Here is a 25117-nt window from a genome sequence, read left to right as displayed (position 1 = left end):
GGGGGGAAAGGAGAACAGCTCATGGACGAAGACCATCGCACATGCCTGGGGCCTCCAGACGGATACAGCCTGGAGGCCGGAGAACATTCCGTGGGGGACGCAGCCGGTGTCTATGAACGGGCGTTCCCATCACCTGAACCGGAAGTTCAGGTCCTGTCACATCGCGTCCCGGATGCCGCGCGAGGCCAGTTTGTCTGGGAGGTGTTCGAAGGCCCAGACGAGCGGCTCGCGGACCGGGACGAAGCCAGCGGGTTCGCAGTGCTCCGCGAAGGCTTCCACGTGGAGGAACTGGATGAGGAGGCGGAGGAGCGGGCCGAGCGCTTCATGGCAGCGCATCGCCAGCTCGTGTCCGCGTTCTTTGCCAGGCGCCGCAATCCGCTCTACCGGAGGGCGGCGGCCTCGGCCCTCGTGGATCCGGACCGGCCGGAGTCAACGCTGGCTCTGTTGTGGAGCCTCGTCGGCGACCGGTGGATGGAGACCGATCCTGGGACGCAAGAGGAAGTCAGCCGGTGGTTATCGAGCCTGTCTGAAGACGATTTTCTGTTCTTCACGCAGGACCCAGACGGCGATCCTCAACGCGTCATGGGCTCGGGCATCCTGCCCACCGATCTGCGGCCGGTACGGCTCTTCCGGGACCAGCGGCGGCGCGTGCTGCGGGTGCTGATGAAAGAGTCGAGCTTCTTTCACCCCGACCAAGGGGTGTTTGAAGCCCAGCTCGATCAAAAGCTCCCGTACATCGCCGAGGCCTGGCACCTGGACCAAGCGCCGCTTCGGGATCTAGCGCGGTCCGAGCGAGCCAGGTACTACCGGCTCCACCTGGAAGTGTGCCGGACCTCTGCCGCGTTCGCTCGGAGCAAACCGGCCCCGACGACCGTGCCAGGCGAAGTCGTTGCTGAGGTGGCGGCCGTGGCCTATGGCCGGATGAACCATCCGAGCTACAAGGCCCAGGCGCTGGCCTTTGCAGGACTCCGCGCTGACGAGGCGTCGTCGAGGTTCGCCCGGCTCGATCGCTTCATGGAGGACTTCTACGCCTCGCGGCTCTTCAGCTTTTTGAAGCGAGCCGTGAAACGGCGGCGGGAGAGAAGATCTAATCCCGTCGTGGAGATCTTCGTGAAGACGTTTCGGACCGGGATGCGACCGCCTGGCGGGGACGTCGAGGCGGCAAAGCGGGTCGCGGCGCTGGCGCTCTTCGAATCCCGTTACGGCGGGTTTCGGGGATCCAGCGTCGCGGCGGAGCGGCCGCGCACGGGCTACCGGCCCCAGATCCTTGCCTGGGGCGGCTTCGCGGACTTGTCGGAAGCCATGTTGGTGTACCGGTCCACGCCGAATCGGGACACGCTGCGGCGGGCGCTCTTCACCGCACTGGCCACAATGGCCAAAGGAGAGCGCCTCCGGCGGGCTGAAACGCTCTTGGAGCAGGCCCGCCGGACTTACCGGATGCTGGCGCAGGCGGCTGGGACGCCGGACGACGCTGTCGCGGATCTGCGATCAGCCATCGAACGGCTCCTGGGCGCCTGCGCCGAGGAAGATGTCTCGCGGACGCCGGTACTCGCATCGCTCAGGAGGAGCCTGCAGTACCTGCCCGCACCGACATCGCATCACTCACCCTAACACGGCGAACTCCCCCGTCCGCCGTCAGGAAGGTCTCAGCCTCCTCTCTCATCCAAGATCCCAACGTTGCCCCACATCGAGACGAGGTGTGTATGCAGTCTGGCGCCCGTGCGTGGCCATGAAGCGCGTTGTGCTTGCGCGTCCTCGAAACGTTGTGCTAGCCTCGGCTAGTGGTGAATGAGCAATTGATGTGATGTCCGATGTCCTGATTGTCGCGATCGTTGGCGGCGTTCTTACGATTGTCGGCACACTCGCTGGCACGTTAGTCGCCGGATGGCTACAGAAGGGCAACACGCAGGCGCTCATCGAGTCCGAATTCAAGAAACTCACCGCCCAAATTTCGGGGGAGTCGCGCGCGCGGTTCCGCGCAAAGAAGGAAGATCTGCTGCTCGATGCCATCGCTGATCTGCTCTTTTTTTCAGATCCAGAGGCATATCAGCGGGACCAATATGAGCAAATCCTACCGCTCATCCATAAAGTCCAGATCATTCTCGACCCACGTGACCCTATCGAGGCGAAAATTAACATGGCAGTGACCGAGTTGGGCTTGGGCTTTCGGACCGTTGACACGCAGCGCGAAGGTCGCAAACACCTTTTGTTTCTACAGGATCGCTTGATCGAGGCCACTCGAGAGTTCTTCCGGCGCACCTAGGATGGCGATCTTCCCGAAGATCGAACTTTCGACCTGCGCATTCTGCGAAACGGCTGCGCCATTGTGTGACAGCCACATCATTCCGCGTTTCGTCTATCGGTGGAAAATTGAGACCTCGCCGACGGGCCGGTTCCGGTCCGGCATTGCGCCGAACGTTCGACTACAAGATGGTCAGAAGGCCAACCTTCTTTGTGCTGTCTGTGAAGAACGTTTTAGCAACTGGGAAACCCAGACGGCGAATTCGCTGTTTTACCCGTACCACGCCGACGCCTCGATGAGGGTTCAGTATGGGCCATGGCTGGCCAAGTTCGTCGCGTCAGTAGTGTGGCGGGTTCTTCTCTCCTTCAAACACACGGGCGAATTGAAGCATCTCACGGCCCAGCAGCTCGAATTGGCTGAACAGGCGCTTGGCCGGTGGCGCGACTTCATGGCTGACCGGGTCTCCGATCCGGGCGCGTTCGAGCTGCATCTGCTGCCAGTTACCCTAATCGCCAATGTTCAGGGCGGCGATTTACCGTCGAACATGAATCGATATCTCAGTCGCGTGATTGACACCGATGTAGGCAGTAACAGCAATTCGGCGTTTGTCTACGCCAAGATGGGTCGGTTAATAGTCTTCGGGTTCGTTCAAATGCCGCATCCTGAATGGTGGGGCGGCACACGGGTGGACGTGTTGGAGGGGACGATCCAACCACGGGAGTATCAGTTACACAAAACCATCGGCCAATACCTCGAATCCCGGGCGCTGCGCACAGCGGAACTGCAAAGAGCGCTCTCTCCGCGTCAGAAACAACGAATCGACGATGCCTTTCGGTCAGATCCTGACCGGGTCGCCTTCTCGGACATGTTCCAAGCCTTGCGGCGCGACGTGGAAATGTTTGGCGAAGATCGGGTGTTCAACCGTCTCAAGGAAAAATCAGATAGATGACGTTGCGACGAATCCAGCTGATAATACCTCATATATCTACTGCTCAGAAAATGCCACCACCCGGTAGTTTTCGTTACGCCGCGGCGGGCTCTAAGATGACCCGATGGCCGAGCCCCTCCAAGAGCTTCACATAGCGCCGTGTGGCATACTCCCGGTGGCGTTGGTCAAAGTACCATTCGCCCAGTTCCTGGTAGTCCACCTGCAGCGAGAGGAGATGGTAGACCATCACCAGGATCGCATGGGCCACGGCCACCAGGGCCTTCTTGTGCCCACGGTGGCGCATGACCCGGCGATAGCGGGCGGCCAGGGGGTGCTCGCTCGGCCACCTGACGCCGACCGAGTTCATTATCTATCGTCAGGAGAGTCGAGGCGTCGAAGAGTGAGCCGACCGAAGTCTGCTGGTGAGATGCCGAGCGGGCAGAGAGGTGGAACCACGTGAAGCTTGCACTCCTACTCGTCGCGCCGAATGTCCAGCCAAGCCGCCAGCAAATCATGAGCGTGAGGGCTTGCAGCGCCATGCCGATCGCAGTCCGAGGGGTGTGCGGCAACGTACACGCGTATCCGCCAGGCAAGGCGTGCCCCGAGGTCGCGCCGAGGCCTCCCGAGTGGGACACGGGCCTCCCCCACAAGGTTTCATCCTATCGACGACGTGTCGATGGTTCACGAGGTTGGCCATGAAGGGACCGGCGCCCCTCGACCCGTGCGGCCACAACCGGCGCCGTCTCGATCAGTAGACGAGGTACACATCCGCGCTTGTTCTCAGCCGGATCATCTCGGGCAGCGTCACGGGCTTGAAGAACTTGTTGGAGACCCGATCGAGATCGCCCGGCCGTTTGGCGATGCCCGCGGTGATCAGCATCTCTTCATCGATGTAGAACTCCGCGCCTTTGTCGTGCAGCATCACCAGGTACTCACCGTACACCCCGGGCACGCGTTCCAGGGGCACGCTGAACTGCCGGGCCAGCACCTCCCGCATCCGCTCCGGCAGCTTATAGCCTTCGATATCGTCCTTACCCCACCAGCCGACCTTGTAGGTATTGACCGCGTCGGCATCGATGAGCACGTCGACCTTCAAGCCTTCTTCCAGCGCGGCCCAGATGGCATTGTAGGCCACGCAGATCTGCGCGTCGTCGTGTTTGAGGCTGGTCTTCAGATGGATCAGCATCGTCTGCGGTTCCGCCGCGGCTCCTATGCTGCTGGTCAGCATCAGACTCACGGTGCTCAGAACTGCCGCTAAGATGATTTTGCTTTTCATTGAGACCTCCTTTTTCTCCGTATTACTCCATTACTCCGCGCAACAGGACAGCTTTGACACATCCTGAGTGAACATCTGGGCCGCCATTCGAGTCGCTTCGGACATAGTGGGCGCCGGCAGTCTCTCCTCATCGGCGGTGCGTGCCGAATTCCAACACGAGCACCCGGTCATGAGCCGTGTCGGTTGCAAAGACGCGGTCGTTCGGCCCAATGGCAACCCGACTGGGCGAGAACAGGTCGGTTGAGATATCCAGATTCCACGTGGCCAAAACTCGGCCGCGTGGTGAAAAGGCGACGATTCGCTGGTTTGCGCTGTCGGACACGAAGATCCGTCCGGATGAATCCACCGCAATGCCGGACGGCACCCGAAACCATCCTTCCCAGGATGAGGGCACTCCCCAGCCCCACGGCCCACCCCATTTTCCCAGGAATGTCCCGTCGCGCGAGAATTTCTGGATGCGGTGGTTGTACGCGTCCGCCACATAGACGTCTCCATCCCCATCCACCGCCACGTCCGTGGGGTAGTTCATGGCTCCACTCCAAACCCTTCCGGGTGTTCCGATCTGAAACAGCAGGTCTCCCTCCAGGCTGTATGCCTCCACCCGCTTGTTGTAGAACTCGGCGAGATAGATCCGTTGCCGTGCACGATCGATCCCCAAACCTGCGGCGACCGTGAACCGCCCCGGCTCCTTGCCGCTCTGTCCCCACTGCCGGAGATATTGGCCATCGGACGTGAAGACCTGTATCCGGTCCACATCATAGTCGCTGACGTAGACGCGGCTGTCGGCATCCACCGCGACATCCACGGGCTTTGAAAACTCCCCCTGACCCGCACCGGGCCCTCCCCAGGCCAGGAGAAAGTCGCCACTCGCGGAGAGCTTTTGAATTCGGACATTGCGGGCATCGGCCACGTACAGGTTTCCCTCAGGATCCAAGGCGAGCCCCATGGGTTCATGAAATTGCCCAGGGCCGCTGCCCGGTTTCCCCCATACCGCCACGAGCTCAAAGCCCTGTTGGCCTCCTGCGGCTGAGACGGTCACCCAGACGAAGAGGCTGAATGCGAAGGCAAGGGAAGCCGGGGAGGTCATGGCCGCTGGGAGCGATCTCTCACGGCGTCAGTTTTTTTGGCCGGATCGCTTCAGGCACCAGTTTCAGCGGAGCGTCCTGGACCTCCTGCACACGGGCGATCACGGTCACCTCCTGATCCACGAGTTCTCGTGCGGCTCGAACGACCGCGTTGGTTTCCACTGGAAACGTCTGGTCGGTCTCCGTCACTCGGAAGCGATACCCTTCGTCCGTTGGCGTCAGCCGTCCCACCAACTTGGCCTTGATCTCACGGGGCGAGAAGCCCGCATCGTGCACATACTGTTTGAGGGTCCTGACATCAAGGATCGGCTTCCCCTTGATAAACCCGACTTCGACGATTCCTTCGGCCATTTTCATGTCATACCAGGCGATCCGTCCCGACTGTTTGAAAAAGCGCTCCATTCCGTAGGCGCAGAAGTAGCAGGCCAGGCCGTCCGCGCGGATCGAGATCCTATTCTCACCCTGTTCGTCGGATGGGCTGATCACCTTTGCGTCGGCTGCCGCTGCGATGAGCCAACCGGCCACAAGGTTTAGAAACAGAATGGCTTTGATATTCACGCCGCCACCTCCTCCCCTAGAATCGAAACTCGGCCAGCGCTTTGAGCGCAAAGTCTTTCGGCTCTTGCTGCCCGTTGAAGGATTGCAGGATCGGAATCTGCACTCCGCCTCGAAACATCACCCGGTTCGTGGGGGAAATTAACACCTCGGGAGAGAAGAACAGAAAATCTCCCCCTGAATCAGGGTCGACAACCCCGTTGGCTTCCGCTTTCCGTTCATGGAGATAGTTCAGTTCAAAGAAATAGACGATATCCGTGTCTTCCAACCCACGAAGTTCAGGGCGCAGACCGTAGGCCGCGTCCAGATAGATCCGGTCACTCGGCTTTGTGTCGTCGTCCGGGACATGGTACAGGTAGCGGGCATCCACAAAATAGTACCAAGACAGCCCTTCACGCCCATGGGCCAGGCCCGCGAGGAGGCTTGGCTGGTCCCTGCCCAATCTGGCATCGCCGGTGCCGAGAGGAATGGTCGATTCCAAGACACCAGCCACGGCATACTTCACGCCAGGCAAGTCTTTATCCCAGAATCGCCATTTGAGCCGGACCCTGGGGTCCCCAAGCCCGCTCTCGTCCACCTGCCCCTGATTGGTGGTCATCTCCTGCCGCACATACGGGATGGAAAGTCTGACGGCCAGATCCCGTGTCACGCCGTACGTGAACTCTTGTTCCACCTCCAGCCCGCGCTCAGCCCCCCGCCGTTCGTGCTGAAACGCCGTGTGGACATCGAACGCACCCTTCCCCGGTGCCTCGTGGCTGATCATAAAGATCGGTTCGTGCGCCAGCGCGGGCATCGGGCCTGTGATCGCGGTGAGCACCGCAATCACCGTGGCAGCCGATCGGATCTTCGACTTGGCAACCACGTTGGCGTTCGTCGATGCGTTCATTCGGCGCAGCAAGACAGCCTGGACACATCCTTGATAAACATCTGGGCCGCCATCCGGATGGCCTCCGACATGGTGGGATAGACATGAATGGTCCGAATCAGATCGTGGATGGTGAACCGGTGTCGCACGGCCAAGGTTGCTTCGTGAATGATGTCCGCGCCGCGTGATGCCACCAGTTGCATCCCTACGATGCGCTTTGTACCACGTTCAATGACCATCTTGACGAGGCCTTTCGTCTGATAGATCGCCGCGGCCTTGGGTACGTGGATGAGATCCAGGCAATCGGCCTCGACTTGCAGACCTTGGGCTCTGGCCTCGGCGGTACTCATGCCCACCGCCGCGACCTCAGGGTCGGTGAACACGGCGCGAGGGATGGCCGTATAGTCCATCGTGCGTTTCGCACCCTTGAACATGTTTTCGGCGGCGAGCACGCCCTCCCGGGCACCAACCGGCGTGGCGAGCGGCGGTCCTGTGACATCACCGGCTGCCCAGATCGACTCGACAGTCGTCCGCAGTTCGTCGTTGACCTGGATGAACCCTTGGGCGTCCACCGCGATGCCGGCGTGCTCCAGCCCGATCCCATCGCTGTTCGGCGTTCGCCCGCACGCGATGAGAAGATGCTCGGCCTTCAGTCGCTTCGCCCGCCCGTGACGCGTGACATCGACCGCGATGTGCTTACCCACCCGGCGCACCCCATTCACACGAGTCTGTGTCGCGATGGCGAGCCCTTCCTCTCTGAGGATGGCCTGGATCGATTCGGCAATTTCGTCATCAAAAGCCTTGAGCACGCGGGGCCCCCGCTCGACGATCGTCACCTTGGTACCGAAGCGGTGAAACATCTGGCCCAGTTCCAGCGCGATAAACCCGCCCCCGATGACGACCATCGACCGCGGCCGAGTTGTAAGCGCCAAGGCGTCGGTGCTGGTCAGGTATCTCACGGTCTCAAGCCCTGGAATGCTTGGGATGCACGGCCGCGAGCCGGTGGCGATCAACATCCAACGGCCCTTCACGACTCGATCGCCGACGCGAACGTGGTTCTGCGAGACCAGCCGGGCACGGCCTTTGAGCCGCGTGATCTGGTCGTTGCCCTCGGCGACCTCGAGGTACTTGTGTTGTCGCAGGCGCCTGACCAGACGGTCTTTTTGCCGGACCAACGCGGCAAGATCGACCCTCCCCTGCGGGACCCCCAGCCCACGATACGCGGTGTGGACGGGCGCGTACGAGAGTTCGGCGGCCTGGATCAACGTCTTGCTGGGGATACACCCGACGTTGACGCACGTGCCCCCGATCAGACCCGCCTCGGTCATGGCCACTCGCGCGCCCAGTTCGGTCGCTTTGATCGCCGCGGCAAACGCCGATGATCCGGAGCCGAGGATCACCACATCAAAGGAGCGATCAGTCCTCATGAGGCCCTCCAGAATCCGATGAGCCCGACACGCCGGAACGGGGATCGGGTGGGCTTGGTGCTGACAGCCCGCACTGTTCCCGGCGCCATGCTGTCAGGAACACCTCCGCCGCTTCAGCACGAGACCGTACACGGTGAGGCCGCCGAAGAGGCCGAGCAGCGGCAGCAGGACCGCGTCGAGATAGCCTGTGATCGCGCCAAGGCCCAGCGCGGTCAGGACGACGACCAGGATCGGCGTGGCGCAGCACACGGTCGCCACGAGCGATCCCGTCAGGCCGACGCGGACACACCGCGACGGGTTATTGAACACGACCGAACTGACGCCTACTTGAGCGGGACGCCGATCCCCGCGGTGCGGAGCGGCTCGTCGGTCGGTCCCTCGGCACGGCAACAATCCAGGAGCCGGCCGTTCACCACCACGGCGGGCACGGCTCGAATCCCGTAGGCTTGCACGCGCCTGAGGTTGTCCGTCCCGGTCGCCGGGTCATTGAGGTCCCGCACCGACACCTCGCAGCTCGGGCAGGCGATGGCTCGGACCCGGGCCTCGGCGTCCCGACACAGTGGACAACCCGCGGAAAAGATCTCAACCGTTCTCTTCATCGTCTTCCCCCTCTTCCGAGCGGCTTCGTGGTCAGGTCACGGAGATCGGCGCGTGCCTCCAGAGCCCGCAGGATCGGACACTCCCCGGTCAAACGACCGGCACGGCAGTCCCGCACCAACCCGCGAAGGACCCGCGCGAGGTGTTCCAGATGCTCGATGCGGCGTTCCACCTCGTTGAGTTTGGCCGCGGCGCGCTCTTTCACGTCGCCGCAGCGTGCCGAACGGTCGATGCGAAGCGCCAGCAGATCGCCGATTTCCCTAAGCGTGAATCCGAGCGCCTTCGCATGCTGGATGAACTGCAGCCGCTGAAGATCGTCGTTCCCATACCGTCGGTACCCGGACGCGGTGCGCGCCGCGGGCACCAGTAGCTTCCGCCGTTCGTAGTACCGAATCGTCTGCACGCTGACCCCGACCTGCCGAGCCACCAGGCCAATGCGAAGGTTGGCGTTCATGGTCGACCTCGTCTGGTTGACACGCTACACCCTCTACTATGGTAGAGGGTCAAGACCTCGTTTGCACAGTGGGCGCGGGGGGAGATATCCGGGCGTTACGAGGACCACGCCATTCCTCCACCAAGTCATACAGCGCCGGCAGCGCCAAGAGCGTCAGCGCGGTGCTGGTCACCATGCCGCCCACGATCACGGTGGCCAACGGCTTGAGCAGTTCGGCGCCGGAGCCCGTGGCCAGCGCCAGCGGCACCATCCCGATTCCGGCCGCCAACGCTGTCATCAGCACGGGGCTCACGCGGTGCTCGGCGCCGAGCAGGATCGCGTCCTCCAGCGAGAGGCCTTCCTGCGCGCGGAGGGTACTAATGTGCATGATCAGGATAATCCCGTTGCGGATCGCGATGCCGAACAGCAGGATGAACCCGATGGCGGAGGGGATAGACAACACGCCACCAGAGAGGAAGACCGCAAACACCCCGCCAGCCAGTGCGAACGGCAGATTGAGCATCACCAGCACGGCCGAGGTGACGGATCCCAAACTCATGTAGAGCAGGAGAAACACCGCGACCAGGATCAGGCCGCCCAAGAGGATCAGTTGCCGCATGGCCTCCTGCTGGGCTTCGAACTGTCCCCCGTACACTAGGAAATATCCCTCCGGGAGCGTGACCCGCTGCGCCACGGCGCGCTGCACGTCCTCGATAAACCCACCCAGGTCGCGCCCCTGGACGTTGGACTGGATGACGATCCGGCGGGACACGTTCTCACGATTGATGGTGTTGGGACCCTTGCCATAACGGACGTGAGCGACGCGCTCCAGTGGCACGGTTGGACCGGCGGGGGTATCGATGAGCAGTTGCCGCATCTTCTCGAGGTCGTCGCGATAGGCGTGATCGAGAATGACGACGAGGTCGTACGTGCGTTGCCCGTCGATGACCTGCGTCGCCACTTCTCCCTTGAACGCCGTCTCGATAAAGCGCGACACCTCGCCGACCGACAGCCCGTACCGGGCCGCGGCAGTACGATCGATCTGAATCTGGAGCTGGGGAATGTCCACCTGCTGCTCGACCAGCACGTCGGCCGCGCCAGAGACCGACCGCACCGACGCGGCGACGCTCTGCGCGGTGGATCGCAGCACCTCGAGGTCAGAACCGAAGAGCTTGATCGCCACCTGCGCCGTCACGCCGGAGAGCAGTTCGTCGATCCGGTGCTGGATCGGTTGGCCGACGAACGTGGCAGCCCCGGGAAACTGCTCCAACTTCTCCCGGATATCGGCGAGCACCGCCTCGCGCGCATGAGTGCGCTGTTCCGGCGGTTTCACGTTCACCAAGATTTCGTTCACGTTGACGCCCTCGGCGTGCTCGTCCTGCTCCGCGCGGCCGGTGCGGGCCGAGGTGGAGACCACCTCGGGAATTTCCAAGAGGGCGCGTTCGACCTGCCGGCCGATGCGGAGCGATTCCTCCAGCGACGTGCCCGGCAACATCCGTACGTTGATCACGTACGTGCCCTCGTCCATAATCGGCAGGAACTCCTTGCCCACGAACGGCGTCAGCGCCACCGCCATCGCGATGATCACGAACACGACCCCGACTACCGGCCATCGATGCCGAAGCACGCGGGTCAGCAGCGGCCGATACCAGCGGTGCACCCATGACAGCACCGGGCTCTCACGGTGACTCACCCCCGACCGGGACACCAAAAAGAGATAGCTCAGCGCGGGACTGAGCGTCACGGACACCAGGAGCGACGCACCCATCGCCACGATCACGGTGGTCGCCAAGGGCGCAAAGAGGCGGCCCTCGATTCCCTTGAACGCAAAGATGGGCAGGAAGACCAGCATGATGATGATCGTGGCGTAGACCACGGAGCCCACGATCTCCTGCGTGGCCGCAAGGACGATCTCCCGCCTCCGCCCTTTCCCCACATCGGTTGGCGTCGCCGAGGCCTCTCGAAGCCGCCGGTGGATGTTCTCCACCACGATGATCGCATCGTCCACCACCAGGCCGATCGCGATGGTCAGCGCGGCCAGGGTCATCACGTTCAGGGTCATGCCCTGAACCGCGATGAAGACGATGCCGAGCATCAACGACAGTGGAATGGCCGTGAGCGTGATCAACGACGCGCGGAGGTTCCACAAGAACACGAACAGGATGACCACCACCAGGACCGCGCCTTCGAGAAAGGACTCCCTCACTGTGCGGATCGCGCGTTCGATGACCTCGGCCTGCACATACTCGGTGGCGATTCGAACTCCATCCGGAAGCGTGGTCTTGAGTTGCTCGAAGATCGCAAAGACCTTGGCGGTCAACTCCAGCGTGTTGGTGCCCGGCTGTTTCACGATGCGCCCGAGCACGGCTTCGTTGCCGTTCAGGCTCCCCGCTCCCCGGCGGACCGCCGGACCCGAGACCCGAACCTCGGCCACGTCTTTGACGTAGATCGGCACGCTGTCCCGGGTGGTGATCACCACGTTCTCGATATCGGCCACCGTCTGAATCCGTCCGAGCCCGCGGATCAGATACTCCTGCTGCCGCTCCTTGGAGAACCCGCCCGCCGCGTTGAGATTACTCTGCTCGAGCGCCTCGAAGACCTCGTGGAGGGAGAGCCCGTAGTGGGTGAGGTGCACCGGATGGACCACGACCTGGTATTCCTTCACAAACCCGCCCATGTTCAGGATATTGGCGATGCCTCCGGCCGATTGGAGCCGAAACCGGATCACCCAGTCGGCCAGGTCCCGCATCTCCAAGGGCGAGAGGCTGTTCTTCTCATCCACCACCGCGAACTCCACGATCTCGCCCAGCCGCGACGCGATCGGCGTCATGAACGGCGCTTCGGCCCCCGCAGGGAGCTTCACGGTGGCCAAGCGCTCGGTGACAATCTGTCGGGCCCGGAACACGTCGGTGCCCCACGCAAATTCCACGATCACCACCGAGAGCCCGATCCCCGAGGACGACCGGACGCGGGTCACGAACGGCATGCCGTTGAACACGCTCTCCAGGGGAAAGGTCACCAGCGCCTCGACCTCCTCCGGCGACCAGCCCGGCGCCTCGGTCAGAATCGTGACCCGCGGGTCGGTGATATCGGGGTACACGTCCACCGGCATCTGCGACACCACGCGAGCGCCCCCGAAGAGAACGAGCAGCGCTCCGGCGACCACGAGCAACCAGTTCTTCAACGAGAAGTCAACGATCTTCGACCACATGCTCAATGCCTCCTTAAGAGCCTGTCCCAGGTAGTCGTTGGTTTGAGGCCGTCCAGGAATGTGCCAGATGCAAGGCGCCGCGAGCACCGGACCGGAGCGTACTGGGTCGTACGTGAGGACCGGATGCGCAGGGGCAACGCCGCAGATGGTCGTTCATGGGCGGGCTCTAGTGCCCGTGTTCTTGGACGCCGCCCTTGATGACGATCGAGGACAGCAGTTCGTAGTGGCCTTGCGTGACCACACGGTCGCCGGGCTGGAGACCGCGCACGATTTCGACGTAGCGGTCATCCTGAGTCCCGGTCGCCACGTTGCGGCGAAGGTACGCGTCCCCTGCTTCGACAAAGACCACCAACTCGCCCCCGGCGCGGAGGACCGCCTGCTTGGGGATCGCCAGGACCTGAGATCGGCTGCCCACAACGATCGCCAATTGTGAGAACATTTCTGGCTTGAGCTCATACTTGGGGTTCGGCACCTCGACCCACACATGCACCGAGCGTTTCTCGGGCTCGACCATCCCGCCCATCCGGACAATGCGTCCCTCGAACACGCGCTCCGGCAGCGCGACCACGCTGACGCGCGCGACCTGACCAACCCGGACCTGCTGCGATTCGTGCTCGGGCAGATCGCCTTCGACCCACATCACCGATGGATCGATAATCTCGAACAGCACCGAGCCCGGCCCCACGGCTTCGCCGACCTTGGCATCCCATTTGGAGATCACGCCCGCGATCGGTGCGGTGAGCGGAATCAGGGGGGGCGGATTGCCGAATTGGCGGCTCCGCACCTCAGCCAAGAGCTGCCCTTCCTTTACTCGATCCCAGGGATTGACCAGCACCCGCTCCACGATGGCCTCGGTCCTGGGTCCAACGGCCGCCAAGCGATTGGGCTGGGGTTTGACGACGCCATTGATGCTGATGACCTTTTGGATCGTCCGTGCCGCAGCCGCTTCCACGGTCAGGCCGATGTTCCGCTTCGCCTCGTCGCTCAGGCGAATGCCTTCCATTGCATCGGCGGCATGAGCTTCCGGCTCGGCATGACCGGCCGGTTCGCCCGCTTCCTTGGCGTCAGCATGGGGCTGCTCTGCCTTGGACTCGGGACGGGTATGCCCTTCATCGGCGCGAATCGGATTGGGATTCGTCAGGTGCCACGCACCGACCAGCACGGACGCGCTGATGATGACCCACCACCCGAATCTCCTCGCGTTCATCCATCGTGTCATGGCCTGTCTCCTTCGTCTGGGCGGCTCATGGGGGCTCCACCCATCCGGCCTGCGATGTCTCGCTCCAGCGCCACGAGCGCCACGTGGTGCTCATACTGGGCGCCGAGATAGCCGACTTGCGCCTCCGCAAACCGCCGCTGGGCCTCCAGGATCTGGAGAATCCCGGCCAAGCCTTGTTCGTACGCCTGTCGGGTGAGATCGAGATTGTTCTGGGCCAGGGGCACCACGTCGCGCTCAAAGTGCTGGAGCCGTTCTTCGGCCGAGGCGATGCGCGCGAATGCCACATGGACTTCTTGGGCGATGCGGACCCGCAAGGCCGCGCGTTCGGATTCGGCTTGCCGGAGGCGCGATTGCGCGGCCATCAGCTCCCCTCGCTTGCGGTCGAACAGCGGGAGGGGGATCGACAGCTTCGCCCCCCAGAGCCGATCGCGGTCAGAGAGTCCGGGCGCATCGAAGACGGTCCGCTCTTCGGTCACATCGAGCGAAAGGGCCAGATCCGGGACGCGCTCCGCTCGAACGAGCGCCACCTCACCCGTGGCCCGTTCGAGTTCGACGGTCAGGGCGCGGAGGTCAGGCCGCCGCCCGAGCGCCTCCTCCTGAGGCGTGGAGTTCTTCTTCATGAACAGGGGAGCGGCGCGCAGGGTGCCGTGGGCGGCCACCGGCTCGTCGGCCGCCTGTCCCATGAGCGTGTTGAGGGCAGACCGCGCCTCTACCAGTTCCTGCCCGAGACCCACGGCCTCCTGCAGTCTGGTGTGATAGTCGACCTTGGCGAGGGTCACGTCCATTTCGGGCGCGAATCCTTCGCGGAAGCGCCCCTCGCTGAGGACGACTAAGCGGCTGGCCAGGTCGGCCTGCTCTCGTGCGAACTTCACGCGCTCTTGTGTGAACAACAGCCGGTAGAAGGCTTCTTCGACCTCCGCGATCAATTGCCGCTTCGCATTGTCGATCGTCTGCTCGACCACCGTGACGCCGAGGCGGGCGTTGTCCTGGCGCTGACGCCGCTTGCCGACCGTGACGATGGTCTGGGTGATGCCGATCGATCGGCGCCCTTCGCCATCTCCGGCAAAGAACCGATCGGTCTCCAGGGCGAGATCGAGTTCCGGATTGGGGTACGCCCGCGTCTGCCGCAGCGCGCCCTGGGCGGTCTCCCGCTCCTCCTCGCGGGCTTTCAACTCGGGGTTTTGTCGGAGGGCGGTTTCAACCGCTGCTTCAACGGTGACGGCACGGGACGTTTCATGAGCTGCACGGTCCTCGGCCACGACCGGCTGGCTCCATGCCGACACAGACATCACGAACACCAAACCGACGAGCACTCGTCGTGTGGAAAAGTCATTGGTCATCGAACGCTCCGCAGCAAAGTGTCCAGACCCTGGCGCGTGCACCATGGCCGCGAACCCTGGTCGGGAACGCTGAGTAAACTTACCTAGCGTTGAGATGCGGAGACGGGTTTAGAGACGGTACTGCCGGTGCAGGGTGTACAGAGAAGGGGATTGAACCGTGAGGCTGCGTTTCTCGCGAAACTGGGTGGCCGACTCGATGGCAGCTTGGCCCCAGTCTTCTAAGGAGACGGGAACCGGAGCAGAGCCTGTGACCGGCTGGACGGTTTCTCGGTTCGTAGTGCTCCGCGCGACAGTGACGGCATCAGCACACGGCGGATGCGATTCAACGAACCGATGGGTATACGAATCAAAACAGCACGGATCCCGATCGCTGGCATGCGACGCAGGCGCGTGCGGTTCGACGATCTCCGTTCCCTGAGTGTGCAGGCAAGGAGCCAGAATCAGCACCGCCAGCAGGGTAAGAATCCCGATGGCTGATGACCGGTGATATGTTGATCGCACGGGAATGTCTCTCTTCATTGCCAGTGTCAGTATTGAACCCTACTCGACACCTGACCGAAAGTCAACGCGCGGTATTCCCGGCCGCCCAAGGGACCCGGACTCTTTTCGTGCGCAGTCACCCATTCGACTCAGGCGATCCGTTGATCGATCTCTGTCTCTGTAACTGACGTAAGTTAGCGTCGAAATCTACGAGTGCGAGACGGACTGTCAACAGAATCTGCGGACAACTTGTTGGTAAAGTTGTGGAAAGAACCGATTGACGATGGAACGATGAACGGCTGAGAACATTGCCACAAAATTGGTCACAGATAATCGAACTAATTCAATCGGATCGTTACAAGCCACCGCCGCCAGACAGCGTCCTGCAGGGCGATCCCAGGGGCTTTCGGCATGAGAGGGTGCGTGTCATCCCCATACCTCCCTGAAGTACACTGGATCTTCAAGTCAGAGGCCTTGGCATAGACGAACTTGGTTCTTCCCGGCCGCCTTGGCCTGATAGAGCGCGCGATCCGCGGCCCGAATGATGCATTCGGCGGTGTCGATCAACCCGGCTGGCACCGAGGCCACCCCGATGGTGACGCGAACCGGGTTTGACAAGGCCTCTCCTGGGAAAAACACATAGCTGCTGACGACCTCGCGAAGACGCTCGGCGACGGTCATGGCCCCCTCCGAGGTGTTTTGGGCCAAGACAACGAGGAACTCATCGCCCCCGTATCGAACGGCAAAATCGTATCCGCGGAGATGGGCTCGGAGCAATCTACCGATTGTGCGTAAGACCTCGTCGCCTGCCAGGTGCCCATGGACATCGTTGATCACTTTAAAATCGTCGACGTCGATCATCAGACAGGAGACATTGAGACCGTTCCGTTGACTTCGTCTGAGTTCTCGTTCAAGTGCCGCGGCGAGATAGTTTTGGTTATAGAGACCGGTCAGGCCATCCATGACGGCTCGTTCCTGGAACGCCAGAACCTGAGCCCGAAGCCTCAGCATCACTTGGGTCCGAGCGACCAGTTCCGCCGGATGGAAGGGTTTGATGAGATAGTCCTGCGCGCCGCGCTCGAAGCTCAGGAGCTTGTCCCGGATGTCCATCTTTGACGTGACGATGATGACGGGCGTGTGTTCGAACCGCTCGTCTTGCCGGATCGCGGATAACAACTTGCCTCCGTCCATGTGGGGCATCACGAGATCGGCGATGACCAGATCCACCGACACCTCCGCGAGGATCTTGAGCGCCGCAATCCCATCAGACGCCTCGAAGATCTCAACAAAGGGATTGGAGGCCTTCAAGACCTGAATCATCTCCTGCCGGCTGGTTCTGTCGTCCTCGACGATGAGAATCCGCGTGGGCATGGGGGGACCTCCTTATCCTCTTCGGCACGCCCGGCCCCATTCCGAGCGGACGCACAGTCACTTTAGGCACCTGACATCGCAGTCGCACCACCCCACCACTGTCCCGCAGTCGGTATGGAACCCGCACGCCGCAGGGATCTGGCCTGTGAGGTGGGAAACGACAGCGTAAACCTCTGCGAGATGTGGAGTACTCTATCTCAAACACAGTTTTCTGGCAATAAAAGGCATCTTTCCCATAGTTCCCTAAACTTCCCCTTGTGGACGACGATCACCCCCCGAGGGAGGTTTATGCGAACGACATCGACCAAGGTACTCCTGGGCGCGCGCATCAAAGAACTCCGGAAGCGGCGAGGCTGGACACAGGACCAAGTTGCAGAACGGACCGGGATTGACCCGAAACACTTGAGTCGACTCGAGGTGGGGGCCGGCTTTCCCTCCCTGGACACGCTGGAGCGTTTGGCCCGGGTGCTGCGCGTCGACCTGAAGGATTTTTTTGAGTATGCGCACCAGGATCACCCCCACACCCTCAGAGCAGTCGCGGTCACATTCGTCAACGACGCAACCGACGAGCAACTGCGGCTGATCGTTAAACTGCTGAGAGCCGTCACCCGCTAAGCCATTTGGCCACAAGCCTGCCACGGATCCCTCAGCACCCGGCCCGTCCACATCGCGTGTTAGCGCGGCTGAGACAGCCCGCCAGCCCGTCGTTCGCACCGCGGGCCTTGCCACGACACGATCTCCACCTGCTCAGCGCGCCAGATAGACTCTTCCAGAGATCGCCTGCGGGGATTGGCTACCGGTTCAGGGTTGGCCAGATACTGCCTGGCGTTCGCACCTCATACCGCTGTCAATCGAACCAAGCCACCTAGCCGGTATCCAGGGATTTGAGGCGAAGTGGAGGTGAACGTAACTGGCGATCACGTTCCGCCACCGAACGCCCTCAACGCCGATGTGCTCCCCCGTTCGGCTGATGAGCGCATAGGGACGAGTGACCTCGTCGGCTGGCGTTGGCTCAGCGACCCACTCCGAGTAGTGGAACTCGTGGCCGCGAGCCCGCTCACCCTTGGGAAGGTGGGGCAGGTCGTCCAGCGCCTCGACCTCGCGGTAGCCGAGCGCTTTGCGCCGGGCCAGCATCCGCACCTCTCCCGGCAACAGCCCGACCATGGGATGCCGGGCGCCGTCCAGGGTGTGAAGGCTGCGGCTCAGGTACATCATCCCGCCGCACTCCGCGTAGATCGATCCGCCCTCTTGTCCGAACCGGGCGATCGCCGTCCGCATGGGCTCCCCCGCGGCAAGCCGCGCCGCGTGCAGCTCGGGATATCCCCCTCCGAGATAGATCCCATCCAGGCGCGGCGGAAGCGTCTCGTCCCCGAGCGGCGAGAAGAAGACCAGCTCGGCCCCCACCGCCTCCAGGAGATCGAGATTGTCGGGATAGTAGAACGAGAACGCCTCGTCACGCGCCACGCCGATCCGGCGACGCCGCCGTGGATGAGCTGCCGGCGGCTCCGGGACGTCCAGAGGCGGCGTGCGCTCCGCCAGCGCCGCAACCGCCCGCAGATCGAGCCACTCCCACGCCAGCGACGCCAGCCGCGCCCGCACATCATCGGTGAGGATGGTGCGGTCGGCGCCCACCAGCCCAAGGTGACGCTCGGGGATCGCGATCCCCGCCTCCTCCGGCAGCCCGCCCACGACCCGAAGCGGGGTGGCCCGCTCGACGGCTTCTTTGAGCCATGCCAGGTGCCGCGCGCTTCCCACCCGGTTGAAGATCACGCCCGCCAGCGGCAGCTTCGGATCGTACTGCGCGCAGCCGAGCGCCAGCGCGGCGGCAGTGGTGGCCATGCCCGAGGCGTCGATCACGAGCAGCACGGGCGCGGCCAGCCACTTGGCGATCTCGGCCGTGCTCCCCGCCTCGGTCGCCGGTCCTGCGCCGTCGTAGAGTCCCATCACGCCCTCGATGATCGAGAGGGCGGCGCCCTCGCTCGCCAGCGCGAACGACCGCCGCACCGCCGCCTCGCCCATCATCCAGCCGTCGAGGTTGCGGCACTGGAGCCCGGTGGCCAGCGAATGATAGGTGGGATCGAGATAGTCGGGACCAACCTTAAACGGCTGAATCGTCACCCCGCGATCACGAAGTGCGAGCGTGAGGGCGAGGGTCACGGTGGTCTTGCCCACCCCGCTGTGCGCGCCAGCGATGACGAGGCGCGGCCACGTCACGGCGCACCGGCGGGAGCGGTCGCCCGCCGGTAGCCGTGCGAGAACGTGGCGTCGTAGAGGCGCGACCGCGTGCCCTCGGCGGTGAGAAATCGTCCCACGAAGATCAGCGCGGTCTTGGTGATCCGTGCCTCGCGGATCAGCGCCTCCAGCCCGGCGAGTGCGCCCGTCACGATCCGCTCGTCGGGCCAGCTCGCGCGGTAGACCACCGCCACCGGGGTATCGGGCGGGTAGGTGGCGAGCAGGTCGGCCTGTACCTGTTTGGCGAGATTGGCCGACAGAAAGAGCACCAGCGTCGCCTGGTGCCGGGCCAGCTCCACGAGGCGCTCGGTCGGGGGCATCGGCGTCCGTCCATCGGCGCGCGTGAGAACGACGGTCTGCGAGACCTCGGGCACCGTCAACTCGCGGCCCAGCGCGGCCGCGGCGGCGAGGAACGAGCTGACGCCCGGCACGACTTCCACCTCCAGGCCGGCGTCGATCAAGGGCCGCGCCATCTCGCCGAGCGCCCCGAACAGGCCGGGGTCGCCGGAGGCCAGCCGCACCACGCGCCGGCTGGACGAGGCCGCGCGGACCATCACGTCGACGATGTCCTCCAAGACCATCACCGCGCTGTCGTAGCGCTCGGTCTCGGGGCGCAGCAGGGCAAGCACTTCGGGGCTCAGGAGCGACCCAGCGTAGACCACTACGTCAGCCTCCTTGAGCAGCCGGACGCTCTTGACGGTCATCAACTCAGGGTCGCCCGGCCCCGCGCCGACGATGTGGACGGGATACTTCATGAGGGCTCGCCCCCCTCCCCAGCCCTCCCCGCCAGGGGGAGGGATTCCGTAAGAGGACCCGATCCCGTGGGGTCCGTCCCCGGCGTCCACCCCGCGGGCCGCGACAACGAGCGGCCCGGCCGGTCGACGCCCTGGTACAAGAGTTCGCCCGAGTCGAGGGCGTACTTGTTGGTATACCCTCTCGGGGTGACGAGGTAGTCCCCGAACCGGGTCGTGTTGGCGTTGCCAATGAGGATCGTCGTCAGCATGCCCACCTCGGCGTCCTTCATGCGATCCAGGACGGACAGCACGATCCGCTCGCCCTCGCGATACGCGCTCTTGACCACCGCGATCGGCGTCTCGGGCGCCTTGTACTGAAGCAGGATCTCCTGCGCCCGGCCCAATTGCCAGGTCCGCCGCTTGCTCTGCGGATTGTACAGGGCGACCACGAAGTCGCCACGCCCGGCGGCGTCCAGGCGCCGCTCGATCACCTCCCACGGCGTCAACAGGTCGCTCAGGCTCACCGCGGCAAAGTCGTGCGTCAGCGGCGCGCCGATGCGCGCCGCCACCGACGAGAGGGCGGTCACACCCGGCACCACCTCCACCGGAAAATCGCGCCCCGCCTCCCACCCGGTCTCCCGCAGCACTTCGAACACCAAGCCCGCCATGCCGTAGATCCCCACGTCACCGCTGGACACGACGGCAACCTTGCGCCCCGCGCGCGCCGCCTCCACCGCCGCGCGGGCTCGCTCGATCTCCTCGGTCATGCCGGTGGAGACGACCTCCTTGCCCTCCAAGAGATCGGCCACCAGATCGATATACGTCCGGTATCCAACGACGACCTCGGCCTCGCGAATCGCTTCACGGGCTCGAATCGTCAAATGCTCGCCGTGGCCGGGCCCGAATCCGACCAGCGATAATGCGCCTTGCGTCATCGTGTGTCTCCTTGTCGATCGGGAAAGACCATCCGGCTGACCGCGAGTGTCGCCTTGGTCGATTTGACCTTGGCCACCAGCAGTCGGTCGGCACCGGCGTAGACCAAAGACGCCGCCTCGGATACGCTGGGCACGCCGACCCACTTGCGGACGGTCTCGGAGGGGTTCTCCACCGCCTGAACATCGGCCAACTCGTCTTTGGTATAGACCTTGAACTCCCATCGATACGTCTCGCACAGCCGGAGCAGGGCCGGTTCATCCCGCTTCTGCTCGATCGTCGCCAGGGCCTTCACACTCGCGAGCGCCAGGCCGTGCCGCGCCAGCGTCTCTTTGACGAGCCCGTCGACTTCCTCGAAGCTCGCGCCCCGATCGCACCCCATGCCCAGCACCAGGCTCTTGGGGCGATAGATCACGCAGCGGGAGGCGACGGATGGCGGGAGGTCGAGCACCCGATCACTCACAATCAGGTACGCGCCGAAGACCGCGCCGCCCACCTCGTCCAGCGAGACAACGCGTTTGATCTGCGGCGGCAACGGCGTATCCCGCGTCCACCACGTCTTCTCCCCCGTCTCCTGAATGACCGCGATCGGCTCTTCGTTGACCACCGCGGCGCTCACGCGCGTGACGTTGGCCTCGCCCTCAAGCGTCCATCCCAGCTCGCGCCCCAGGATGTCGACCGGGATCGTCTTGCCCACGTCCGACGCCGTGGTGATGACGGGCGTCGCGCCGAGAATACGGGCGACCTCGTCGGTGAAGGCATTGGCCCCGCCCACGTGCCCCGACAGCACGCTGATGACGAATTGCGCGCGGTCGTCCACCACAAGCACGCCCGGATCGACGTGCTTGTCCTTCAGATGCGGCGCGATCAAACGCACCACCGCCCCCAGCGAAACCAGGAAGACGATCTGTTTGTAGCGATGGAAGAAGCGGGCGATTTCCTCCTTGAGCGGCGTCTCCATCGCGAGCACGCCCGGCTCCTCGCCGGCGAGAAACTTTTTCGACGCGAGCAGTTCGCTGCCCGGCAGCGCCGCGTGGAGCGTCCGGGCCAGCGCCAGACCGTGCTTGGTGATCGCCACGATCGCCACGTCGGCCATCACAGGGCTCCTTTTTTTACGATGACCAGCGAGAGATAATTGAGTCGCTCGCCCTCCAGCCGCCGGAGGTCGGTGATCACCCGTTCGTCGGGGCTGCCGCAGCGCTCGACGAAGACGGCCCGATCCAGCAGCCCCAGCTTCTCCAGCAGGGTCATCACCTTGGGCATCACGCTGTTCACCTTGAGCAGGACCACCGTGTCGAAATCCTCCAGCGCGCGCAGCAAAAATCCGTCGTCGTACGTGGCGGGGAGCACGGCCAGCCGTTCGTCCGCCATCGCAAGCGGGACACTGGTCCGCGCAGCCGCCGCCATCGGCGACGCCACCGCCGGGATCACCTCGATCGTCACTTGGGGATACCGTTGGCGGATGATCCGGTCCATGTAGACGAACGTGCTGTAGAAGAACGGGTCGCCTTCGGTGATGAACGCCACGTCGCGCCCCGCGAGAAGGTCCCCGGCCATCGTCGCCGCCGACTCTTCCCAGATCGGCCGGAGGCGCTCCATGTCCTTCTCCATGGGAAAGAGGAGGCCCTTGAGTGCCTGATCGGGCCGCACGTGACGTTCGACGATCTTGGACGCATAACTCTTCGCCCCCGGCGCACAGGCCGGGTAGTAGATTGTGGGAACCGATTGAAGAACGCGCAGGGCCCTGAGCGTCAGCAGCTCGGGGTCCCCAGGTCCCACGCCGACCCCATAGAACGTCCCGGTCTGTGCCGTCACACTGACTTCGTTGTTCTGTTTCACCCGCTTACCCCCTCCCCGTTTCCCCCACCCGGTTTCCTCGCCGTCACGATCGTCACGGGATTGAGCGCGTCATAGCGGGTGAGATTGAGGATCGGTTTCGATCGCGAAATTTGCGCCAGCGTGTAATCGACCGGCCAGTCGAGGCGTTGCCAATACCCCACCGTCTCGGCGAGATTGTCGAGCGTCACCAGGTTGATCACCACCCGGCCGCCGGGGCGCAGGCGGCGGGTCACCACGTCCAGCACATCGGCCATCACGCCCCCGCTCCCGCCGATGAAGACCGCGTCGGGATCGGGCCACGCCGAAAGTCCCGCCGGCGCCTTCCCGCAGACGCCGGTGAGGTTCGTCACCCCGAAGCGCTCGCAATTGGTCCGCACCAGCGCGAAGTCGTCGGCGTTCTTCTCGATCGCGAAAACCCGCCCCTGCGGGCAGAGCCGCGCCGCTTCGATGCCCACCGAGCCCGAGCCCGCCCCGATGTCCCATACCGCGCTGTCGGGCGTAAGCTCGAGGCGGGCCAGGCTCAGGACGCGGATCTCGCGTTTGGTAATCAGGCCCTTCTCCGGCGACCGGTAGACGAAGGCGTCGTCCGGCAGGCCGAAACGCGTCGAGGGATATGTGTGCGCAAGCGTCGTCATGCGATCCTCCGTAAGATAACCACGTTGAGCGGAGCGAACGGCTCCGCAACCATCCGTTCGAGCGACCCGGTCCACATCCGCTCGTCCGCTCCGTCGAGATTCTCACAGACCGCGGCCGAGTAGGCGCCTCCCATCCCGAGAACGTAGCGCGCGATCGCATTCGGCGTGTTCGTTTCATCGGTGAAGATCCCGATCGGCGTGGCGCCGCGCTCGATCGGCGGCTTTAAGTCCTCGATCGGCTTCGCGTGCAGGCTCACCAGCGCCGCCGCGTGCCAGGGCTCCCCGATCCGCGCGAAGGCGAGCTGCATCGCGCTGACGTGAGGGTGGATGACCACCCGTTCAGCGCCCAGCTTGCCAACGAGGTACCCCCCGAGCCCGTGAAACAGGGGATCGCCGGAAGCCAGGACCACAACCCTCCGATCATCCGCGGACGCACCATCGATCCGCGTAGCGACTTCCTTGAGATTGGAGCCGACCTCAATCCGATCGGCGCCCGCCTCGGGGAAAAACGCCAGATGCCGCCGGCCGCCCACGAGGACGTCGGCCGACTCGATGACCGCGATCCGCTTCGCGGGCAGGCCGTGGGCCCCGTCGTCCCCGATGCCGATGACCTGAACGGGCGTCATGGGGTGGCCGCCCGGCCGATCAACCGGCCCTCGAAATCGGTCAGCAGACATTCGACCGCGAGCGCGCCCTTCACGTGGCGCGACGCCGCAGCGCACACCCGGTCGGCGAGGCGGTCGAAGAAGCCTTCGACGCCGTGTTCGGCGACCAATTCCGCCACGTGCCGCGCGGTGTTGGCCGACCGGATCGCCGCCACCGCCGTTTCGTCCGCTCCGCATTCCTCGGCCAGCGCCGCGAGGAAGTCGGTGTCCACGTCTGATCCCGCCGCGTGGGTCTGCATCGTGCCCTTGGCCATTTTGGACAGCTTGCCGATCATGCCCGAGATCGTGACGCGCTCTACCTGCCGTTTGACCGCCGCCTGCAAGGCATATCCCACAAAATCCCCCATTTGGATGAACGCCGCCTCGGGGACGTTCACCAGCTTCCGCGCGAAGCGCTCGCTCATCCCGCCGGTGGTGAACACGAGATGACGATGCCCGTTGGCCGCGGCCATCGTCACCGCCACGCTGATCCCGGCCCGGAACGCCGCCGTGGAATACGGGGTCACGATCCCGGTGGTGCCGAGGATCGCCACCCCGCCCACCACGCCCAGACGCGGCAACTCCGTTTTCTTCGCCAATTCCTCGCCGCCAGGCACCGACAGCACCACCCGGACGCCCCGCGTCCGCAGCGCGTCCCCGGCCGCGTCCGACACGGCCTGCGTGATCATCTTGCGCGGGCCGCGCGTAATATCCGGCGCGCCCACGTCCAGACCCAGACCGGGCCTGGTGACAACGCCCACGCCCTCCCCGGCCTCCAACCGCACCGCGCCCGGCTCGTCGAGCCACGAGACGGTCGCGCGGATCAGCGCCCGGTTGGTCACGTCGGGGTCGTCGCCGGCATCCTTGACGATCCCGCAGGTCACGCGATTGCCCTCCGCCGTACACTCGGCAAGAGCAAACGTCACGGTCTCACCGATCGGCAAGGTCAGCGCCACGCGGTCCGGCGTGGGGCACCCGGCCAGGACGCCCGTCGCGGCCTTGGCCGCCGCCGCGGCGCACGCCCCGGTGGTATAGCCGGTGCGCATCCCCTTCTTTTCAGCCGCCTGCACG

General features: G+C 64.0%; 25 protein-coding genes. 4 read left to right on the top strand and 21 right to left on the bottom strand.

Annotated features, from left to right (window positions below):
* Positions 1–21: 21 nt before the first annotated feature.
* The 3 genes from AB1451_06415 (at position 22) to AB1451_06405 (ending at position 3191) form a co-directional block, all read left to right on the top strand.
* Complete coding sequence (locus AB1451_06415; GenBank protein MEW6682542.1) at positions 22–1611, top strand: hypothetical protein; 1590 nt, start codon at positions 22–24, stop codon at positions 1609–1611.
* Between the two features lie 193 nt (positions 1612–1804).
* Positions 1805–2263: a hypothetical protein gene (locus tag AB1451_06410; protein ID MEW6682541.1), complete on the top strand. Its 459-nt coding sequence runs from the start codon at positions 1805–1807 to the stop codon at positions 2261–2263.
* 1 nt (position 2264) lies between these two features.
* A complete protein-coding gene (locus tag AB1451_06405) occupies positions 2265–3191 on the top strand; it encodes a hypothetical protein (protein MEW6682540.1) in 927 nt (308 codons plus the stop codon).
* 73 nt (positions 3192–3264) lie between these two features.
* Here the strand turns inward: AB1451_06405 and AB1451_06400 are convergent, their stop codons facing one another.
* The 13 genes from AB1451_06400 to AB1451_06340 all read right to left on the bottom strand — a co-directional run bounded on the left by AB1451_06400 (position 3265) and on the right by AB1451_06340 (position 17029).
* On the bottom strand, positions 3265–3537 hold the full coding sequence (locus AB1451_06400) for a hypothetical protein (GenBank protein ID MEW6682539.1): 273 nt from the start codon (positions 3535–3537) through the stop codon (positions 3265–3267).
* 381 nt (positions 3538–3918) lie between these two features.
* Positions 3919–4446 (bottom strand): hypothetical protein, encoded by a 528-nt coding sequence (locus AB1451_06395; GenBank protein ID MEW6682538.1) that lies wholly within the window; start codon positions 4444–4446, stop codon positions 3919–3921.
* A gap of 127 nt (positions 4447–4573) precedes the next feature.
* On the bottom strand, positions 4574–5533 hold the full coding sequence (locus AB1451_06390; GenBank protein ID MEW6682537.1) for an NHL repeat-containing protein: 960 nt from the start codon (positions 5531–5533) through the stop codon (positions 4574–4576).
* Positions 5534–5552: 19 nt separating this feature from the next.
* A complete protein-coding gene (locus AB1451_06385; protein ID MEW6682536.1) occupies positions 5553–6089 on the bottom strand; it encodes a hypothetical protein in 537 nt (178 codons plus the stop codon).
* A 16-nt stretch (positions 6090–6105) separates the two neighbouring features.
* Positions 6106–6972, bottom strand: coding sequence for a transporter (locus AB1451_06380; GenBank protein MEW6682535.1), 867 nt, complete (start codon positions 6970–6972; stop codon positions 6106–6108).
* On the bottom strand, positions 6969–8378 hold the full coding sequence (merA, locus tag AB1451_06375) for a mercury(II) reductase (GenBank protein MEW6682534.1): 1410 nt from the start codon (positions 8376–8378) through the stop codon (positions 6969–6971). Before merA ends, AB1451_06380 begins: the two co-directional genes overlap by 4 nt.
* Before the next feature lie 93 nt (positions 8379–8471).
* Positions 8472–8687 (bottom strand): mercury resistance system transport protein MerF, encoded by a 216-nt coding sequence (gene merF, locus AB1451_06370; protein ID MEW6682533.1) that lies wholly within the window; start codon positions 8685–8687, stop codon positions 8472–8474.
* Between the two features lie 14 nt (positions 8688–8701).
* A complete protein-coding gene (locus AB1451_06365; GenBank protein MEW6682532.1) occupies positions 8702–8977 on the bottom strand; it encodes a thioredoxin family protein in 276 nt (91 codons plus the stop codon).
* On the bottom strand, positions 8974–9429 hold the full coding sequence (locus tag AB1451_06360) for a heavy metal-responsive transcriptional regulator (protein ID MEW6682531.1): 456 nt from the start codon (positions 9427–9429) through the stop codon (positions 8974–8976). Before AB1451_06360 ends, AB1451_06365 begins: the two co-directional genes overlap by 4 nt.
* A 49-nt stretch (positions 9430–9478) precedes the next feature.
* Positions 9479–12619: a CusA/CzcA family heavy metal efflux RND transporter gene (locus AB1451_06355; GenBank protein ID MEW6682530.1), complete on the bottom strand. Its 3141-nt coding sequence runs from the start codon at positions 12617–12619 to the stop codon at positions 9479–9481.
* A gap of 166 nt (positions 12620–12785) precedes the next feature.
* Positions 12786–13838 (bottom strand): efflux RND transporter periplasmic adaptor subunit, encoded by a 1053-nt coding sequence (locus AB1451_06350; GenBank protein ID MEW6682529.1) that lies wholly within the window; start codon positions 13836–13838, stop codon positions 12786–12788.
* On the bottom strand, positions 13835–15178 hold the full coding sequence (locus AB1451_06345) for a TolC family protein (protein ID MEW6682528.1): 1344 nt from the start codon (positions 15176–15178) through the stop codon (positions 13835–13837). The genes AB1451_06350 and AB1451_06345 overlap by 4 nt, the downstream gene beginning before the upstream one ends.
* A 945-nt stretch (positions 15179–16123) precedes the next feature.
* On the bottom strand, positions 16124–17029 hold the full coding sequence (locus AB1451_06340; protein MEW6682527.1) for a diguanylate cyclase: 906 nt from the start codon (positions 17027–17029) through the stop codon (positions 16124–16126).
* Positions 17030–17317: 288 nt separating this feature from the next.
* On the opposite strand from AB1451_06340, the gene AB1451_06335 reads away from it, so the two are divergent.
* Positions 17318–17644 (top strand): helix-turn-helix transcriptional regulator, encoded by a 327-nt coding sequence (locus AB1451_06335; protein ID MEW6682526.1) that lies wholly within the window; start codon positions 17318–17320, stop codon positions 17642–17644.
* A gap of 186 nt (positions 17645–17830) precedes the next feature.
* Here the strand turns inward: AB1451_06335 and AB1451_06330 are convergent, their stop codons facing one another.
* The 8 genes from AB1451_06330 to AB1451_06295 are packed head-to-tail and all read right to left on the bottom strand — an operon-like array spanning position 17831 to position 25116.
* Complete coding sequence (locus tag AB1451_06330) at positions 17831–19243, bottom strand: cobyrinate a,c-diamide synthase (GenBank protein ID MEW6682525.1); 1413 nt, start codon at positions 19241–19243, stop codon at positions 17831–17833.
* A complete protein-coding gene (gene cobM / locus AB1451_06325; protein MEW6682524.1) occupies positions 19240–20016 on the bottom strand; it encodes a precorrin-4 C(11)-methyltransferase in 777 nt (258 codons plus the stop codon). The genes AB1451_06330 and cobM overlap by 4 nt, the downstream gene beginning before the upstream one ends.
* Complete coding sequence (cobJ, locus tag AB1451_06320) at positions 20013–20930, bottom strand: precorrin-3B C(17)-methyltransferase (GenBank protein MEW6682523.1); 918 nt, start codon at positions 20928–20930, stop codon at positions 20013–20015. Before cobJ ends, cobM begins: the two co-directional genes overlap by 4 nt.
* Positions 20927–22024 carry a cobalamin biosynthesis protein gene (locus AB1451_06315; GenBank protein MEW6682522.1) on the bottom strand — a complete coding sequence of 366 codons (1098 nt, stop codon included), beginning with the start codon at positions 22022–22024 and terminating at the stop codon, positions 20927–20929. Before AB1451_06315 ends, cobJ begins: the two co-directional genes overlap by 4 nt.
* A complete protein-coding gene (cobI, locus tag AB1451_06310) occupies positions 22024–22767 on the bottom strand; it encodes a precorrin-2 C(20)-methyltransferase (protein ID MEW6682521.1) in 744 nt (247 codons plus the stop codon). Before cobI ends, AB1451_06315 begins: the two co-directional genes overlap by 1 nt.
* On the bottom strand, positions 22764–23402 hold the full coding sequence (cbiT, locus tag AB1451_06305) for a precorrin-6Y C5,15-methyltransferase (decarboxylating) subunit CbiT (GenBank protein ID MEW6682520.1): 639 nt from the start codon (positions 23400–23402) through the stop codon (positions 22764–22766). Before cbiT ends, cobI begins: the two co-directional genes overlap by 4 nt.
* Positions 23399–24028: a precorrin-6y C5,15-methyltransferase (decarboxylating) subunit CbiE gene (gene cbiE / locus AB1451_06300; protein ID MEW6682519.1), complete on the bottom strand. Its 630-nt coding sequence runs from the start codon at positions 24026–24028 to the stop codon at positions 23399–23401. Before cbiE ends, cbiT begins: the two co-directional genes overlap by 4 nt.
* Positions 24025–25116: a cobalt-precorrin-5B (C(1))-methyltransferase gene (locus AB1451_06295; protein MEW6682518.1), complete on the bottom strand. Its 1092-nt coding sequence runs from the start codon at positions 25114–25116 to the stop codon at positions 24025–24027. The genes cbiE and AB1451_06295 overlap by 4 nt, the downstream gene beginning before the upstream one ends.
* Position 25117: the final 1 nt, after the last annotated feature.

It is taken from the genome of Nitrospirota bacterium, from assembly GCA_040757335.1.
Classification (GTDB): Bacteria; Nitrospirota; Nitrospiria; order 2-01-FULL-66-17; family 2-01-FULL-66-17; genus JBFLXB01.
This window is presented reverse-complemented; position numbering and strand designations above follow the sequence as displayed.

What these genes read in the sequence shown, in the direction of transcription:
- AB1451_06415 (MEW6682542.1), top strand. Translation starts at nt 22, where the DNA reads ATGGACGAAGACCATCGCACATGCCTGGGGCCTCCAGACGGATACAGC.
- AB1451_06410 (MEW6682541.1), top strand. Translation starts at nt 1,805, where the DNA reads ATGTCCGATGTCCTGATTGTCGCGATCGTTGGCGGCGTTCTTACGATT.
- AB1451_06405 (MEW6682540.1), top strand. Translation starts at nt 2,265, where the DNA reads ATGGCGATCTTCCCGAAGATCGAACTTTCGACCTGCGCATTCTGCGAA.
- AB1451_06400 (MEW6682539.1), bottom strand. Translation starts at nt 3,537, where the DNA reads ATGAACTCGGTCGGCGTCAGGTGGCCGAGCGAGCACCCCCTGGCCGCC.
- AB1451_06395 (MEW6682538.1), bottom strand. Translation starts at nt 4,446, where the DNA reads ATGAAAAGCAAAATCATCTTAGCGGCAGTTCTGAGCACCGTGAGTCTG.
- AB1451_06390 (MEW6682537.1), bottom strand. Translation starts at nt 5,533, where the DNA reads ATGACCTCCCCGGCTTCCCTTGCCTTCGCATTCAGCCTCTTCGTCTGG.
- AB1451_06380 (MEW6682535.1), bottom strand. Translation starts at nt 6,972, where the DNA reads ATGAACGCATCGACGAACGCCAACGTGGTTGCCAAGTCGAAGATCCGA.
- merA (MEW6682534.1), bottom strand. Translation starts at nt 8,378, where the DNA reads ATGAGGACTGATCGCTCCTTTGATGTGGTGATCCTCGGCTCCGGATCA.
- AB1451_06365 (MEW6682532.1), bottom strand. Translation starts at nt 8,977, where the DNA reads ATGAAGAGAACGGTTGAGATCTTTTCCGCGGGTTGTCCACTGTGTCGG.
- AB1451_06360 (MEW6682531.1), bottom strand. Translation starts at nt 9,429, where the DNA reads ATGAACGCCAACCTTCGCATTGGCCTGGTGGCTCGGCAGGTCGGGGTC.
- AB1451_06355 (MEW6682530.1), bottom strand. Translation starts at nt 12,619, where the DNA reads ATGTGGTCGAAGATCGTTGACTTCTCGTTGAAGAACTGGTTGCTCGTG.
- AB1451_06350 (MEW6682529.1), bottom strand. Translation starts at nt 13,838, where the DNA reads ATGACACGATGGATGAACGCGAGGAGATTCGGGTGGTGGGTCATCATC.
- AB1451_06345 (MEW6682528.1), bottom strand. Translation starts at nt 15,178, where the DNA reads ATGACCAATGACTTTTCCACACGACGAGTGCTCGTCGGTTTGGTGTTC.
- AB1451_06340 (MEW6682527.1), bottom strand. Translation starts at nt 17,029, where the DNA reads ATGCCCACGCGGATTCTCATCGTCGAGGACGACAGAACCAGCCGGCAG.
- AB1451_06335 (MEW6682526.1), top strand. Translation starts at nt 17,318, where the DNA reads ATGCGAACGACATCGACCAAGGTACTCCTGGGCGCGCGCATCAAAGAA.
- cobM (MEW6682524.1), bottom strand. Translation starts at nt 20,016, where the DNA reads ATGAAGTATCCCGTCCACATCGTCGGCGCGGGGCCGGGCGACCCTGAG.
- cobJ (MEW6682523.1), bottom strand. Translation starts at nt 20,930, where the DNA reads ATGACGCAAGGCGCATTATCGCTGGTCGGATTCGGGCCCGGCCACGGC.
- AB1451_06315 (MEW6682522.1), bottom strand. Translation starts at nt 22,024, where the DNA reads ATGGCCGACGTGGCGATCGTGGCGATCACCAAGCACGGTCTGGCGCTG.
- cbiT (MEW6682520.1), bottom strand. Translation starts at nt 23,402, where the DNA reads ATGACGACGCTTGCGCACACATATCCCTCGACGCGTTTCGGCCTGCCG.
- cbiE (MEW6682519.1), bottom strand. Translation starts at nt 24,028, where the DNA reads ATGACGCCCGTTCAGGTCATCGGCATCGGGGACGACGGGGCCCACGGC.